We start from the raw sequence: 15,590 nt of genomic DNA, 5'->3' as shown, positions 1-15,590 counted from the left end.
GGCAACCATGGGCAGCGAGTCGAACGAGAACGTCGAGCACACCGAGAAGACGGAGAAGACGGGCGGTGCGGGCGACGCGACCGTGACGCGCACCGAAGAGACCACGACCGAGCGGAGCGGCTCGTACGTGGACAGCGACATCCCCGCCGACGGGGACGAGGGGCACGAGGCGCACGGCGCGAAGTCCGACGAGGCCGACGGCGAGTTCACCGACTCGGACATCCCCGCCGACCGCTGACCACCACGACGACCCGGCGACCGCTGCGCCTCGCGCGGCGGTCGCCGGGTCGTCGATCCCCGACGGACTTCGTGCGCGTCGGACCGCCGGGCATCACGCACGGTACGGTCGACGCGGGAGGAAACATCTATGACAACGCGCATCGTAATTCTCGGCGGCGGTTCCGCCGGGCTCACCACAGCTCTCGAGCTCCAGAAACGCCGACCCCCGCAGAACGCGAGCATCACGCTCGTCGATCAGGCCCCGTACTTCACGTACCAGCCGTTCCTGCCCGAGGTCGCCGGCGGCCACATCGCGCCTCGCGACGTCACCGTGCCGCTCCGCAAGGCGCTCCGTAAGACCAAGGTCGTCGAGGCGGCCGTCTCGGGTCACGACCGCGCGGCGAAGACCGTGTCGGTGACGACCGGCGACGGCGTCACGAGCACCATCGCCTACGACCAGCTGGTCGTGGCCCTCGGCGCCGTCACCCGCACGTTCCCCACCCCCGGGCTCGCCGAGAACGGCGTCGGGTTCAAGAGCGTCGAGGAGGCCCAGTACGTCCGCGACCGCATCCTCGGGAACATCGCCGAGGCGGCCTCCGTGTCCGACCCGGCCACGCGACGCAAGCTCCTGACCGTCGTCTTCGTCGGCGGAGGCTACACCGGCGTCGAGGCGATGGCCGAGCTCGACGACGCGGCGAAGGCCGCGGTCGACTCGTTCCCGAACCTGTCGCGCGACGAGCTCCGCTTCGTCCTCGTCGAGGCCCTCGACCGCGTCGCCCCCGAGGTCGGCCCCGAGCTGTCCAAGTGGACTCTCGGGCACCTGCGCTCGCGCGGCATCGACATCCGCCTCAAGACGACGATGCCCTCGTGCATCGACGGCGACGTCGTCCTGAGCGACGGCGAGACCATCCCCGCGGGCACCATCGTCTGGACGGCCGGCGTCAAGCCGAACCCCGTGCTCGCCGACCTCGGTCTGCCCCTCGGGCCGCGCGGCCACGTCAACGTGTCGGCCACGCTGCAGGTGCAGACCGACGAGGGCGACGTCCTCGACGGCGTCTGGTCGCTCGGCGACGGCGCCCAGGTCCCGAATCTGCTCAGCGAGCAGCAGCCGGCCTACTACCCGCCGAACGCGCAGAACGCCGTCCGACAGGCGGTGACCGTCGCCGACAACATCATCGCGCAGCTCTCGGGTCAGCCGATCGCCGAGTACCGTCACGAGTCCGTCGGAACGGTCGCGAGCTTCGGCATCGGCAAGGGCGCGGCGAACATCAAGGACGTCAAGATGAAGAACGTCCCGGCCTGGCTCGCCCACCGGGGCTACCACCTGTACGCGATGCCGACGCTCAATCGCAAGTGGCGCATCCTCACGGGCTGGATCACCAACTTCTTCGGCGGACGCGATCAGACGCCGCTGGTCGGCATGGCCGACCCGCGCGCGGGCTTCCTGAAGGTAACCCCGTCGGTCCCGGCCGACGGCGGAGCCAAGAAGAAGAAGTAACGCTCGAGCGATCGATCAGGAGGCGCGTCCCGGGGAACCGGGGCGCGCCTCCTCGGTCTGCGGGGACGGTGCCGCACCCCGGGGCAGGCGCAGCGAGATGATCGCGCTCACGGCCAGCAGGGCCCCGGCCGACCCGAAGGCGACCGCGTACGACGTCGTGTCGACGAGCAGCCCCGCCACCAGCGGGCCCGCGATGGCGCCCAGGTCCGAGCACATCGAGAAGACGGCCACCGGGCGCCCGCCGCGGCCGCCCGCCGCGTCGCCCACCAGAGCCGCCGGGGCCGTGCCCATGAAGGCCGTCGCGACGCCGTAGACCGCGAGCAGCACGCCGAGCATCACGATGTCGGTCGAGAACGCCACCGCCGCGAGGGTCACGGCCGCGACGGCGAACGCCCCGATCATCGCCGGGCGGCGACCGACCGTGTCGACCAGCTTCGCCGCCGGTGCGAGGGCGAGCGTCTGCGCGACGGCGGCCACGGCGAATACGATGCCCGTCCAGGCGGTCGTGCCCTTGAGCACCTCGACGACGAGGACGGGCACCAGCGCGCTCCGCACGCCGAGCGACGACCACCCTTGGCTGAAGCTCGCGACGCAGGCGGCGCGGAACCGGATGTCGCGGAGCACCACGGCGAACGGCACGGGCGGCTCGGTCGAGGTCGTCGACGTGCGCCCTCTCGCCGGGCGCAGCAGGACGGCGCCCACGAGACCGGCGATCAGCAGCGTGGCGGCGTAGAAGAAGAACGGCGCCGTCAGCGAGATCGTCGCCAGCACGCCGCCGAGAGCGGGCCCGGCCATGCCGCCGACCAGGAACCCGCCCTGGTAGAAGCCGATGGCGCGCGCCCGGTGCGAGGGCGCCGTCGTGGCGAGCAGGAGGGTCATGGCCGCGATGCTGAACATGGCCGATCCGATGCCGCCGAGTCCGCGCAGCAGCAGCAGCTGCGGGTACGTCTCGGCCAGCCCGGCCAGACCGCTCGAGACGGCCACGATGCCGATCCCCACCGAGAGCACCAGCCTCTCGCCGGCCCGGTCGAGCAGCTTGCCGACGAAGGGGCTCGCCACGAGGCGCATCAGGGCGAACGCCGAGAGGACGGCGCCGACCAGGGTGTTGTCGACCCCGAAGCTCCGGGCGTAGACGGGCAGCACGGGCACGACGACGCCGAAGCCGACCATCACGAAGAAGGCGATGACGCCGAGCACGACGACGTCGCGTCCGAGACGGACACGGGGGGAGGCGGTGGGGGCGTCGGGCACCGGGGTCGACATCCCCTCAGGGTACGTGCCCGGCCGCGGTCAGACGCGCGCGCCCGCGAGCGAGAACGGCGCGAGCAGACCCGCGAAGTCCTTGCGCGGCGGTGCGGCGTACTCGCCGCGGGTGCTCGTCCGCAGGCGCAGCCGGACGAGCGACTCCGCGAAGGCGGTCGCGGCTCCGACGCCGTCGACGACCGGGGCACCGAGCTCGTCGCTCAGGTCGTGGCACAGGTCGGCCATCCCCGCGCAGCCGAGGACGACCGCGTCGGCCCCTGCGGCGAACACGGCGCGGCACTCGTCGGCGACGACCCGCCGCGCCTCCGAGGCGGGGTCGTCGAGCTCGAGCACGGCGATCTCGCAGGCCCTGACCTCGACGCAGGCCGGCCCGAAGCCGTACCGGTCGACCAGCTCGCGGGCGCGGCCGGTCGTGCGACCGAGCGTCGTCACGACCCCGAACCGACGCGCGACGAACGAGGCGGCATGGAACGCGGCCTCGGCGATGCCGATCACCGGGCCCCGGGCGAGCTCGCGGGCGGCGTCGAGACCCGGGTCGCCGAAGCACGCGACGACGTACGCGTCGACCCCGTCGCGCTCGCCCAGTGCGATCTGCTCGAGGAGGCCCGGCACGGCCAGCGCCTCCTCGTAGTGACTCTCGATCGAGGCCGGCCCCATGGTCGGGTTGACGGCCGTGACGCGGGTCGACGGCGAGGCCGCGGCCCGCGCCGCGATGCCGATCGATCGGGTCATGCCGACGCTGGTGTTCGGATTGACGACGCGGACGTGCATGGTGCGGGGCTCCTCAGGCGGTGGCGACGATCGTGCCGTCGTCGACGGTCGTGCCGTCGTCGACGGTCTCGTCGTGGGCGTCGAGCGACGGCATCTGCGGCCGGCGTCGTTCGAGGAACCGGAAGGAGACGAGACCGAGCCCGCAGCCGACGAACCAGCTGTAGTCGCTGATCCAGGTCGCCGACGGCCCGCCGAGGTCGACGACCAGGGCCGGGACGACGGCGATCGCCACGGACACGAGACCCGACCCGACGAGCGCACGGACGGCGTTCGGATTCACTCCCCCGCGATACCAGTACCGCCCGGCCGGGCCCATCGTGTACAGGTCGTCGACCGCGATGCGCTGCCGCCCGACGAGGTAGTAGCCCGCGATGAGGATGCCGAAGAGCGGGCCGATCAGCGCGCCGAGCACCCCGAGGGAGTACTGGATCGCCTGCGCGTCGCCGTACCAGTTCCAGGGGGTGAGGGCGACGCTGCCGACGGCCGCGATCATGCCGCCGGCGCGCCAGCTGATCCGACGCGGGCTGACGTTCGTGAAGTCGAACGCCGGCGAGATGAAGTTCGCGACGATGTTGATGCCGACGGTGGCCGTGATGAACGTCAGCCCGCCGAGCAGGATCGCGAAGGGCGTCCCGATGGCGTCGACGGTCTCGATGGGGTCGGTGATCAGACGGCCGAACACCGGGACGGTCGCGGAGGCGCAGATCACCGTGAGCAGTGAGAAGAAGAGGAAGTTGACGGGCAGACCGAGGAGGTTGCCCCTCTTCACCGCGCGGAAGCTGCGACCGTACCGGGCGAAGTCGCCGAAGTTCAGCATCGGACCGGAGAAGTAGCTGACCACGATCGCCACCGCCGAGAGCATGAGCGGGATCGAGGCTCCGAACTCCAGGGGCGGCCCCGCGGAGAGGTTCAGGCTGATGGCGCCCCAGCCGGCCTGCGAGACGAGGTAGACGGCCAAGACGATCATGACGACGTAGACCGCGGGGCCCGCGAAGTCGATGAACCGGCGGATGGACTCCATCCCCCGCCAGAACAGCGCGGCCTGAGCCACCCAGAGGATGCCGTAGCTGATCCAGCCGAGGGCGTCGAGACCCAGGAACGACGGCCCGAGCAGAGCGGCGCTGGCGGGGAGGAACTTGAGGAACACGATGGTCAGGGCCTGCGACGCCAGATAGGTCTGCACGCCGTACCAGGCCGTCGCGATGAGTCCGCGGATGATCGCCGGGATGTTCGCCCCGCGGACCCCGAAGACAGCTCGGTTGACGACCGGGTAGGGCACGCCGGTCCGCTGGCTGGGCTTGGCGACGAGGTTCGTGAAGACGTTGACGATGAGGATGCCGGCCACGAGGGCGACCAGCACCTGCCAGCTGGCGATGCCGAGGGCGAACAGGCTGCCCGCCGTCACGTAGCCCCCGACGGAGTGCACGTCGGACATCCAGAAGGCGAAGATGTTGTAGCCGCCCCAGGTCTGCCGGGCGAGCGGCGCCAGGTCGTCGTTCGTCAGATCGGGGTGGTAGCCCGCCTTCGCGGTGGTGGCCGAACCCGACGGGTGCTGCGCTGCCGTCTCGACGGGCGGTGCGGTGTTCGATGCCACGATTGCCTCCTGAGGGACGAGGTAGCGTGAGTGGGAGGTGATCCTCGTCGTTCTGTGAATCTATGGCTTCACACGGCGTCGTCGGTTTCCGGCTTGTAACGAGCGTGTGACAGCAGTCGCTTCACACCCGACCGATCGGCGAACCGTGACCGTTCCGCGCCTGCCCCGCCCCTCCCACGACCCCGTCGAGCTCGACGCGGCCGTGCTCGGGTCGCGCCTCCGAGAGCTCCGCCTCGCCCGCGGCATGTCGTTGCGATCGCTCGCCGCCAGGCTCGAGATCTCGCCGAGCGCCGTGTCGCAGCTCGAACGCGGTGCTCGACGGCCGTCGGTGAGCCGGCTGCTCACCATCGTGCAGGTGCTGGGCGTCCCGCTGGCGGACGTGTTCGAGGCCGAGACGGCGGGGGCGCTCGACGAGACCGACACCGCGCCTCCTCGGGGCCCGGTCGTCGCCCGGGCCGACGAGACCCGGCCGGTCGTGCTCGGCGACGGGGTGGTCTTCCGGCGGTTGTCGCCCGGCCACCTCCGCGGAGTCGACTTCTTCGAGTCGACCTACCCGCCCGGAGCCTCGGCGACCGGGGTCAACGACCTCGTCACGCACGAGGGGTACGAGGTCGGCACCGTCGTCTCGGGCGAGCTCACCATCGACTTCCCCGACGAGCGCGTGGTCGTCGGGGCGGGCGACTCCGTGACGTTCCCGTGCGATCTGCCCCACCGGCTCGGCAACCTCGGCGCGGTCGACGCCGTGGCCACCTGGCTCATCGTCCACCCGGGGGCCTGAGCCGCCCGGCGCCGAGCACTGTGTGACGCCGTGTGTCGCCGCCCGGGAAACGTCGCGCGAGTGCCCGAACAATGGACGCATGACTCGACGAATCCGGTTCAACGCCTTCGACATGAACTGCGTGGGGCACCAGTCCCCCGGGCTGTGGCGCCACCCCGACGACCGTTCGGCGGACTACACGAAGCTGAGCTACTGGACCTCGCTCGCGCGCCTCCTCGAGAAGGGCGTCTTCGACGGGCTCTTCATCGCCGACGTGCTCGGCACCTACGACGTCTACGGCGGGAACCACGACGCCGCGCTGCGGAACGGAACCCAGACCCCCGTCGGCGACCCCATCCTGCTCGTCTCGGCCATGGCGGCCGCGACCGAGCACCTCGGCTTCGGGATCACCGCCGGCACGGCCTACGAGCACCCCGTGCCCTTCGCCCGCCGCATGTCGACGCTCGACCACCTGACGGAGGGGCGCGTCGGCTGGAACGTCGTCACCGGCTACCTGCCGAGCGCGGCCCGCAACATGGGAGCCGACGACCAGCTCGACCACGACACGCGCTACGACCAGGCCGACGAGTACCTCGAGGTGCTCTACAAGCTCTGGGAGGGGTCGTGGGAGGACGACGCCGTCGTCCGCGATCGCGAGAGCGGCGTCTTCACCGACCCGTCGAAGGTGCACTCGATCGATCACGACGGCACGTACTACAAGGTGCCCGGCATCCACATCGCCGAGCCCAGCCCGCAGCGGACGCCGGTCATCTACCAGGCCGGGGCGTCCCCCCGCGGCATCCGGTTCGCCGCCGGGAACGCCGAGTCGATCTTCGTCGCCGCGCCCACGAAGGAGCGCCTCGCGGCGACCGTCGCGAAGCTGCGCGACGCCCTCGAGGCGGCGGGGCGCGACCGCTACTCGGCGCGCATCTACACGCTGCTGACGATCATCACCGACGCGACGCCCGAGGCGGCGGCGGCGAAGCACGAGGAGTACCAGCGGTACGCGTCGCACGAGGGCGCCCTCACGCTCATGTCGGGCTGGATGGGCGTCGACCTCTCGACCTACTCGCTCGACGACCCGGTCGGCGACGTCGAGAGCAATGCGATCCAGTCGGCGCTGGCCAACTTCCAGGCGCAGGCGGGCGACACGGGCAGGGAGTGGACCATCCGCGACATCGCCGAGGCGGCGGGCATCGGCGGCCTCGGACCGCGCATCGTGGGCTCGGGCGAGGAGATCGCCGACCAGCTCCAGGAGTGGGTGGACGAGACGGACGTCGACGGCTTCAACCTCGCCTACGCCATCACGCCCGGCACGTTCGAGGACATCGTCGAGCACGTGATCCCGGTGCTCCAGGCCCGCGGCGTCTACCCGACCGGGTACGAGCCGGGCACGCTCCGCCAGAAGCTCTTCGGACGCGGCGACCGGCTGCCCGCCGAGCACCACGGAGCCCGATTCACCGTAGGAGGCGCGGCGACGGCCTCGTAGTGGGGGCCCAGCCCGCGATGACACGGCTCTCGCATCCTGGTTAGGGTGGAACACCTTCGCGTCCTCGTCGGTCGTGGGGTGACGGGCCACGAGGCCCCGTCGAGACGAGGGGCGGGCGACGATGGTGTTCGATTACGTGGCCGCGAGGTGGGACCAGATCTGGTTCGCCTCGTGGCAGCACTTCTCCCTCGTGGTGCAGTGCGTCGTCCTGGCCGTCGTGCTGGCCGTCGTCATCGCGGTGCTGGTGCACCGCAGCGCCTGGTTGAGCGCCGTGGCCAACGGCGTGTCCGCCGTGGGTCTCACCCTCCCGTCGTTCGCGCTCGTCGGCCTCCTGATCCCGTTCCTCGGATTCGGCGTGCCGCCGGCCGTCGCCATCGTCACCTTCTTCGCGACCCTGCCCATCCTGCGCAACGCCGTCGTCGGGCTCAACGAGGTCGACGCGTCGCTGCTCGAGTCGGCGCGCGGCGCGGGGATGGGCTCGATGCGCACGCTGCTGACGGTGCAGCTCCCCCTGGCCTGGCCGATCATCCTCACCGGCGTCCGCGTCAGCGCGCAGATGGTGATGGGGATCGCCGCCGTGGCGGCCTACAGCCTCGGGCCGGGTCTCGGCGGCTTCATCTTCTCGGGTCTGTCCCGAACCGGCGGAGCGAACGCGCTCGCCTCCGTCGTCACCGGGGTCGTGGGCGTCGTCGTCCTCGCCGCCGTGCTCGATCTCCTGCTCGTCGGCCTCGGCCGCCTGACCATCTCGCGAGGTATCCGTGTCCAGAACTGACTCCCCCGCCGTCCCGTCCACCGGAGACGTGTCCGGCAAGGCGATCCGACTCGAGCAGGTGACCAAGCGGTACCCGGGTCAGGCGTCCCCGGCCGTCGACGGCATCACCCTCGAGATCCCGGCGGGCAAGATCGTCATGCTGGTCGGCCCGTCCGGCTGCGGCAAGACCACGACGCTGAAGATGATCAACCGCCTGATCGAGCCCACCGAGGGCCGCATCGTGCTCGGGGACGACGACGTCACCGACATCGACGGCGACGATCTCCGACGTCGCATCGGCTACGTGATCCAGGCCGGCGGGCTCTTCCCGCACATGACGGTGGCGACGAACATCGGGATCGTGCCCAAGATGCTCGGCTGGTCGAAGGAGCGGATCGCGGCCCGCGTCGACGAGCTGCTCGAGCTGGTCTCGCTCGATCCTGCGACGTACCGCGACCGGTTCCCCCGCGAGCTCTCCGGCGGGCAGCAGCAGCGCGTCGGCGTGGCGCGCGCCCTGGCCGCCGACCCGCCCGTGCTCCTCATGGACGAGCCCTTCGGCGCGGTCGACCCGATCACCCGCCAGCGCCTCCAGGACGAGCTGATCAACATCCAGCACGAGCTGCAGAAGACGATCGTCATCGTCACCCACGACTTCGACGAGGCCGTGAAGCTCGGCGACTGGATCGTGGTCTTCTCGGAGGGCGCGCACATCGTCCAGTACGACACCCCCGAGCGCATCCTCGCCGAGCCGGCGAACGAGTTCGTCGAGAACTTCATCGGCTCCGGTGCGGGGCTGAAGCAGCTGACCCTCAGCCGCGTCGGCGACGTGGATCTCGAGGAGGCGGTGGTCGCCTCCCCCGGCGAGTCCGGCGCCGAGGTGCTCGCCCGTGCGAAGGCCGCCGGTCACAATCACGCCGTCGTCGTCGACGAGCGCAACCGGCCCATCGCCTGGCCCTCCACGAGGCAGCTCTCGCGACTCACCACGGTGCCGTCGACCGTCGACGACGACCTGCCCGTCATCGGCAGCGGCGCCACCCTGAACGACGCCCTGGACACCATGCTCGTCTCGAGCGCCGGCGCGGCCCTCGTGACCGGGCGCCGGGACTCCTTCATCGGCGTCATCACGGTCGAGGTCGTGATGGAGGCCATCACGAGGGCGCGGAAGGCCGCCGCCGTCGCAGCCGACTACACGCCCGTGGGCACGAACACGGGCCCCCTCGACGCCCTGCCGACGTCGACGGCGGGCTCACTCCCCACGGCGGACTCCGAGGCGGCGCCGGGCGGCGACGCGCGTCCTGCCGACGGCGGCCGACCGTGAGCGCCGCGGCCGCCGCCCCCGTCGCCGGCGCGCGCGGGCGACCACGCCGGGCCTGGCTGGCCCTCCTGCCCCAGCCGATCGCGGTCCTCCTCGGATTCGTCGCCTTCGCGGTCTGGCTGTCGGTCGCCGACCTCACCGCCGGCGAACGCACCACGTTGAACACCGACACCCTCCTGTCGCTGATGCGCGAGCACCTCGCGCTGACGTTCGTCTCGGCGCTCATCGTGCTCGTCATCGCCATCCCGCTCGGCATCCTCCTCACACGGAAGCCGTTCGTGAAGGTCAGCGGCGGCATCCTCGCGGTCGCGAACTTCGGGCAGGCCGCCCCCGCCATCGGCCTCATCGTCCTCCTGGCGTTCTGGCTCGGCTTCGAGTTCCGGGCGGCGGTGGTGGCCCTCGTGCTCTACGCGGTCCTCCCCGTGCTGCGCAACACGATGATCGGCCTGCAGAGCGTGGACGCCCGCCTCGTCGAGGCGGGCCGGGGCATGGGCATGAGCGCGTTCTCCGTCCTGATGAAGGTCGAGCTGCCCCTGGCCGTGCCGGTGATGCTGTCGGGCATCCGGACGGCTCTCGTGCTGCTCGTCGGCTCGGCCGCTTTGGCCACGTTCATCGGGGCGGGCGGGCTCGGGCTGCTGATCACCACGGGCGTCAACCTCTTCCTCCCGCGCGTGCTCGTCTCGGGTGCGATCCTCATCGCACTGCTCGCACTGCTCATCGACTGGCTGGGGCGACTCGTCGAGCACGTCGCCCGTCCGAAGGGACTCTGACCCATGGCATCGACCCCCACCGGGCGCCCAGCCCTCGTGACACCTCGCCGCCTGCGACGCCTCGGGGTCGTCCGCGGAACGGCCGCCGGCCTCGTCGCGGTCGCGACCGTGGCCGGACTGACCGGATGCGGTCTGCAGCCGGCGACGGCCTTCGTCCCCGCCGTGGCACCCGGCTCGATCGAGGCGATCGAGGGTCTGCCCGACGACGCCGCGCTCACCGTCACGGCGAAGAACTTCACCGAGCAGCTCGTGCTGGGCAAGATCGCCGTCCTCGCGGCGCAGGCGGCGGGCTTCGAGGTCACCGACCTCACGAACGTGCCCGGCAGCGTCGCCGTGCGGCAGCTCATGCTCGACGGCGACGCCGACATGACGTACGAGTACACCGGCACCGCGTGGCTCACGTACCTCGGCGAGGCGGAGGGGATCCCCGACCAGGAGGAGCAGTACGAGGCCGTGCGCGACGCCGACGTCGCCAACGGCCTGACCTGGCTCGAGCCGGCACCGCTGAACAACACGTACGCCATGGCGGTCCGGTCGGAGGCGGTGGCCGAGCTGGGCGACGTCGCCACGCTCTCGGACATCGCGGCCCTCCCGGTCGAGCAGCGGACGTTCTGCGTCGAGGCGGAGTTCAACTCGCGTGCCGACGGGTTCAAGCCCATGCTCGAGCGCTACGGACTCGAGCTGGGCGCCCCCGACGGCGTGCCGACCGACAACGTCAGCATCCTCGACACCGGGACGGTCTACGAGGCGACCGACCGGGGCAACTGCAACTTCGGCGAGATCTTCACGACCGACGGCCGCATCGACGCGCTCGACCTCACCGTGCTGGAGGACGACGAGGGGTTCTTCCCCGCCTACAACGCGGCCCCGGTGCTGTCGGCCGCGACGCTGGAGACGTACCCCGGGCTCGCGGACGTCTTCGACCAGATCTCGCCCGAGCTGACCGACGAGGAGCTCCGCCAGCTCAATCTGCGGGTCGACGTCGAAGGCGAGGAGCCTGCGGACGTCGCCTTCGACTGGATGGTCGACAAGGGCTTCGTCACCCGCCCCTGACGTTCCCTCCCCACCTCGGTCGGGTGACTCCCCCACGTGTCCGGGCTGTGGACGGCGTCCTGACGACGTCCGCGCCTCGGCACGCTGGTGCCATGACCTGTCGAACACCCCCGGATCCTCACCGCCCCGTGCCGGACGAGGCGGCCCTCGCCGCCCGGGCGTCCGAGCTGCTGCCGGTGGCCATCCGGCGTCAGCTGTGGACGCTCTTCTTCGACGCCGACGATGTGCAGCTGCCCATGATGGTCCCCTTCGAGGGGATCTCGGAGTGGCCGTCACCTCGCGCCGTCGACGACTGGGGCGTCGCCCTCGAGGCCGTCGTGGCCGAGTTCCACGTGGCGTGGCTCGCCTTCGTGGTCGAACGACCGGGCGCGTCGACGGCGAGCGAGTCGGATCTCGCGTGGCGCGACGCCCTGCTCGCCTTGAGCGCCACGGGCGGTCTGGTCGTACGGTCCGTGCTGGGCTGTTCGGACGACGGCGTGACATCGTGGTCCGCCGAGGGAGCACGGACGTCCGACCAGAGCGACGAACGGGCCCGGGTGATCAGCAGGGCGGTGGCCCGACAGACCCGTGGTCAGTCTTCGCCGAGGCGCCTGGCCCTCGCGGAGGTGCTCCCCCTGCGCTGACCCCGCTCCCGGTCGAGATGACGCCACCACGCGATCTGCGCCTGCTCGGCCGAGGTGAAGACACCCAGCGGCCGTTGCTCGGTCTCGACGAGCGACCACAGCGTCAGGCGGTACCCGCCGCCGAACCGCTCGATCAGGGCCTGAGGTGCAGCGTCGGCGTCGCGGCGGACGAACCACCGATCGTGACCGATCTCATCCAGCATCCCCCGATCGTACGCGGCGGGAGCGCCAGCGGCTGCGTAGCCGTTCGGACCCGGCGGGGAGCTGCGCCCTCGGCCGGGTCCGACTCACTTGCGGTTGCCGATGCGGCCGCGCAGCACGTCGATGCGTTTCTGGATCTGCTCGGTGCTGGCCTGCGCCACGGAGGGGCCGCCGCTGATGCGCCGCAGGTCGGCGTGGATGAGACCATGCGGTTCGTTGGAGTGACGCGACCAGATGGAGACCAGCCGGCTGAGCTCCTGACGCTGCTCTTTGATCGTCTGATAGAGGGGACGGGCCGTCTCGACGGGGGCGGCGACCGTCGGCAAGCCCGTCTTCGACGAACGACGTGCCTGCGTCGCCTGCCGTTGCCGCAGCAGGTCGCGCACCTGGTCGGGTTCGAGCAGGCCGGGGATCCCGATGAAATCGAGCTCTTCGAGGCTCCCGATCTCGCCGCCGGTGCCGAACTCGCCGCCGTCGTAGAGGACACGGTCGAACGAGGCCTGCGAGTCGAGGGCCTCGAAGGGCTGCTGCTCGAGCAGGCTCGACGCCTTCTCCTCTCGGTTGGCGGCCGCCATCATGTCCTCTTCGGGGGCGAAGATGCCGTCGTCGGCGTTCGTCGGGCGGTCGAGCGCGTGGTCGCGTTCGAGTTCGAGCTGCCCGGCCAGCGCCATCAGACTCGGGACGCTCGGCAGGAAGATCGACGCGGTCTCACCCCGACGACGGGCACGCACGAAGCGACCGACGACCTGGGCGAAGAACAGCGGCGTGGATGCGGAGGTCGCGTAGACGCCCACCGCCAGCCGCGGCACGTCGACGCCCTCGGAGACCATGCGGACCGCGACCATCCATCGGCTCTCGCTCTCGGAGAACGCCTGGATCCGGTCGCTGGCCGCCTTCTCGTCGGAGAGGACCACGGTCGGGCGTTCGCCGGTGATCTTCTGCAGCACGGCGGCGTACTGACGCGCGACCGTGTGATCGGTGGCGATGACCAGCCCGCCGGCGTCGGGGACGCCGCGACGCACCTCGGTGAGGCGCTTGTCGGCGGCCGAGAGCACGGCCGGGATCCAGTCGCCCTGAGGCGAGAGGGCCGTCCGCCAGGCCTGCGCGGTGATGTCCTTGGTCACGGCCTCGCCCAGGGAGGCGCTCATCTCGTCGCCCATGCGCGTCCGCCACCGCATCTGCCCGGCGTAGGCCATGAACAGCACCGGCCGGACGACCCCGTCGGCGAGGGCGCGACCGTAGCCGTAGGCGTAGTCGGACCGCGACGTCCGGATGCCGTGCTCGTCGGCCGAGTACGTGACGAAGGGGATGGCCGCGGTGTCCGATCGGAAGGGGGTTCCGGTGAGGGAGAGTCGCCGCGTCGCCTTGCCGTAGGCCTCGCGGATCCCGTCGCCCCAGCTGAGGGCGTCGCCGCCATGGTGGACCTCGTCGAGGATCACGAGAGTGCGACCCGCCTCGGTGAGCGCACGGTGGACCTCGGGGTTCATGCCCACCTGGGCGTATGTGACCGCGACACCGTGGTAGTGCCGACCGAAGGTGACGTCCGCGTTCTTGAACATGGGGTCGAGTCGGAGGTTGACCCGGTCTGCCGCGTCGGCCCACTGGCGCTTGAGGTGCTCCGTCGGCGCGACGACGACCACCCGGTCGACGACCCCGCGCGAGAGCAGCTCGGTGGCGAGACGCAGGGCGAACGTCGTCTTGCCGGCACCGGGGGTGGCTGCGGCGAGGAAGTCGACCGGGTCGGTGGCGAAGTACTGCTCGAGGGCCTCGGCCTGCCAGGCGCGCAGCTTCGCGGCGGTGCCCCAGGCCGCCCTCTCGGGGAACGCGGGCGAGAGGTGCTCGGCGGCCGAGTTGCCGGCCGAGACGCCGACGTCGGTCAGATCGAGAGTGCCGTCGTCGCGGATGTCGTCGGGCCCCGAAGGGTCGTCCACGCTAGCTGTGCTCACTCGACCCCACTGTACCCGGGGTCGACGGACGGCTCGACCGGCGAAGGCCCCGGACGGCCCCGCGGCGGACGACCCGAGCCGGGTCGGCCCGAGCCCGGTCGACCGGTGCCCTGGCGGAGCAGCGACGCCGGCGTCAGCATGGCCGCACCGAATCGGGCCTGCAGGGCGTCCATCGTCGACTCGGCCTCGCGCCAGTCGGCGTCGTCGTCCCACAGGCCGAGCGAGAGCCCGCCGCCCCCGCCGGGTACGAGCTGCTCCACGCGCACCCCGACCAGTCTGATGCGCTCGTGCTGCTTGCCCGTCGCCTCGTAGACGGCGCGCACCTCGTCGTAGATGCGGCGCCCGAGGTCGGTCGGCTCGGCCAGCGTCTTCGACCGGGTGATCGTGGCGAAGTCTGTGGTGCGCAGTTTGAGCACGACGGTGCGGCCGCTCATCCCCGCCGCGCGCAGTCGCACGCCGACCTTGTCGCTGAGGCGGAGGAGCTCGCGCCGGATCTCGACGGGGTCGGTGACGTCGGTCGAGAAGGTGACCTCGTGCCCGACGCTCTTCTCCTCGGCCGTGGTCGTCACGGAGCGGGGGTCGCGGCCCCAGGCCAGCGAGTGCAGCTTGGCGCCGCCGGCCGGCCCGACGGCTCGGACGAGGGTGTCGAGGGGTGCGTTGGCGACGTCGCCGATCGTCCGCAGGCCGAGATTGAGCAGGGTCTCTTCCGTCTTGCCGCCGACCCCCCAGAGCCCGCTGATCGGACGCGGGTGCAGGAACGCGAGTGTGGCCTCGTGCGGCACGATGAGCAGACCGTCGGGCTTGGCGACGCTCGAGGCGAGCTTCGCGACGAACTTGGTCGACGCGGCGCCGATGCTGCAGTGCAGACCCGTCTCGGCGTGCACGCGCCGACGGAGCTCCGTCGCGATGTCGAAGACGGACCCGAGCAGTCGGATCGACCCCGAGACGTCGAGGAAGGCCTCGTCGATGCCCAGCCGTTCGACCATCGGCGTGACGTCGTCGAACATCGACATGACGATCGACGAGTAGTGCCGGTACTTCTCGCCATGCGGTTCGAGGACGATCGCCTGCGGGCAGCGCCGCAGGGCGATCGCCATGGGCATGGCCGAGTTGACGCCGTACTTGCGGGCCTCGTAGGTCGCCGCCGTGACCACGGACCTGTCCGACCGGTGACCGATCACGACCGGGAGTCCGCGCAGATCGGGGCGGTCGAGCAGCTCGACCGACGCGAAGAAGGCGTCCATGTCGACGTGGAGGATCGGCGCGGTCGCATCGTCGGTGGGCACGGTGGTGACCAGCCGCCCGCTGCCGTCCTGTTTGCTCACCCGTGCATCCTCACA

The 15,590-nt window shown here is 71.2% G+C and carries 15 protein-coding genes; 9 read left to right on the top strand and 6 right to left on the bottom strand.

The features are described from left to right. Window positions 1–7 precede the first annotated feature (7 nt). Window positions 8–238: a hypothetical protein gene (locus tag IFT51_RS07225; RefSeq protein ID WP_192060394.1), complete on the top strand. Its 231-nt coding sequence runs from the start codon at window positions 8–10 to the stop codon at window positions 236–238. A gap of 129 nt (window positions 239–367) precedes the next feature. Next, on the top strand, window positions 368–1,717 hold the full coding sequence (locus tag IFT51_RS07220; RefSeq protein ID WP_192060393.1) for an NAD(P)/FAD-dependent oxidoreductase: 1,350 nt from the start codon (window positions 368–370) through the stop codon (window positions 1,715–1,717). Between the two features lie 15 nt (window positions 1,718–1,732). Here IFT51_RS07220 and IFT51_RS07215 read toward each other — a convergent pair whose 3' ends face one another. The 3 genes from IFT51_RS07215 to IFT51_RS07205 are packed head-to-tail and all read right to left on the bottom strand — an operon-like array spanning window position 1,733 to window position 5,345. Further along, complete coding sequence (locus IFT51_RS07215; RefSeq protein ID WP_192060392.1) at window positions 1,733–2,980, bottom strand: MFS transporter; 1,248 nt, start codon at window positions 2,978–2,980, stop codon at window positions 1,733–1,735. A gap of 27 nt (window positions 2,981–3,007) precedes the next feature. After that, entirely contained in the window at window positions 3,008–3,751 is a 744-nt protein-coding gene (locus IFT51_RS07210; protein ID WP_192060391.1) for an aspartate/glutamate racemase family protein, read from the bottom strand. 13 nt (window positions 3,752–3,764) lie between these two features. Continuing rightward, window positions 3,765–5,345: an NCS1 family nucleobase:cation symporter-1 gene (locus IFT51_RS07205; RefSeq protein ID WP_371740728.1), complete on the bottom strand. Its 1,581-nt coding sequence runs from the start codon at window positions 5,343–5,345 to the stop codon at window positions 3,765–3,767. Window positions 5,346–5,490: 145 nt separating this feature from the next. On the opposite strand from IFT51_RS07205, the gene IFT51_RS07200 reads away from it, so the two are divergent. The 7 genes from IFT51_RS07200 to IFT51_RS07170 all read left to right on the top strand — a co-directional run bounded on the left by IFT51_RS07200 (window position 5,491) and on the right by IFT51_RS07170 (window position 12,103). Continuing rightward, entirely contained in the window at window positions 5,491–6,123 is a 633-nt protein-coding gene (locus IFT51_RS07200) for a helix-turn-helix domain-containing protein (protein WP_371740727.1), read from the top strand. A 79-nt stretch (window positions 6,124–6,202) separates the two neighbouring features. Continuing rightward, window positions 6,203–7,591 (top strand): LLM class flavin-dependent oxidoreductase, encoded by a 1,389-nt coding sequence (locus IFT51_RS07195; protein WP_192060390.1) that lies wholly within the window; start codon window positions 6,203–6,205, stop codon window positions 7,589–7,591. Between the two features lie 121 nt (window positions 7,592–7,712). Next, window positions 7,713–8,363, top strand: coding sequence for an ABC transporter permease (locus IFT51_RS07190; RefSeq protein WP_197981868.1), 651 nt, complete (start codon window positions 7,713–7,715; stop codon window positions 8,361–8,363). Continuing rightward, window positions 8,350–9,660 (top strand): ABC transporter ATP-binding protein, encoded by a 1,311-nt coding sequence (locus tag IFT51_RS07185; protein ID WP_192060389.1) that lies wholly within the window; start codon window positions 8,350–8,352, stop codon window positions 9,658–9,660. Before IFT51_RS07190 ends, IFT51_RS07185 begins: the two co-directional genes overlap by 14 nt. Then, window positions 9,657–10,427, top strand: a complete 771-nt coding sequence (locus IFT51_RS07180; protein ID WP_371740726.1) for an ABC transporter permease — start codon at window positions 9,657–9,659, stop codon at window positions 10,425–10,427. Before IFT51_RS07185 ends, IFT51_RS07180 begins: the two co-directional genes overlap by 4 nt. Before the next feature lie 3 nt (window positions 10,428–10,430). After that, window positions 10,431–11,480, top strand: a complete 1,050-nt coding sequence (locus IFT51_RS07175) for a glycine betaine ABC transporter substrate-binding protein (protein ID WP_192060388.1) — start codon at window positions 10,431–10,433, stop codon at window positions 11,478–11,480. A gap of 92 nt (window positions 11,481–11,572) precedes the next feature. Then, on the top strand, window positions 11,573–12,103 hold the full coding sequence (locus IFT51_RS07170) for a hypothetical protein (RefSeq protein WP_192060387.1): 531 nt from the start codon (window positions 11,573–11,575) through the stop codon (window positions 12,101–12,103). On the opposite strand, the gene IFT51_RS07165 is transcribed toward IFT51_RS07170, so the two are convergent. From IFT51_RS07165 to dinB, 3 genes are all read right to left on the bottom strand, one after another. Further along, window positions 12,052–12,306, bottom strand: a complete 255-nt coding sequence (locus IFT51_RS07165) for a hypothetical protein (RefSeq protein ID WP_192060386.1) — start codon at window positions 12,304–12,306, stop codon at window positions 12,052–12,054. The genes IFT51_RS07170 and IFT51_RS07165 overlap by 52 nt on opposite strands. 84 nt (window positions 12,307–12,390) lie before the next feature. Continuing rightward, the gene (locus tag IFT51_RS07160) at window positions 12,391–14,184 is read right to left on the bottom strand and encodes a DEAD/DEAH box helicase (RefSeq protein ID WP_192060593.1); all 1,794 of its coding nucleotides are present in this window, start codon (window positions 14,182–14,184) and stop codon (window positions 12,391–12,393) included. A 62-nt stretch (window positions 14,185–14,246) separates the two neighbouring features. Further along, window positions 14,247–15,575, bottom strand: coding sequence for a DNA polymerase IV (gene dinB, locus IFT51_RS07155; protein ID WP_192060385.1), 1,329 nt, complete (start codon window positions 15,573–15,575; stop codon window positions 14,247–14,249). Window positions 15,576–15,590: the final 15 nt, after the last annotated feature.

The organism is Frigoribacterium sp. CFBP 13712, assembly GCF_014842255.1.
Lineage (GTDB): Bacteria > Actinomycetota > Actinomycetes > Actinomycetales > Microbacteriaceae > Frigoribacterium.
This window is presented reverse-complemented; position numbering and strand designations above follow the sequence as displayed.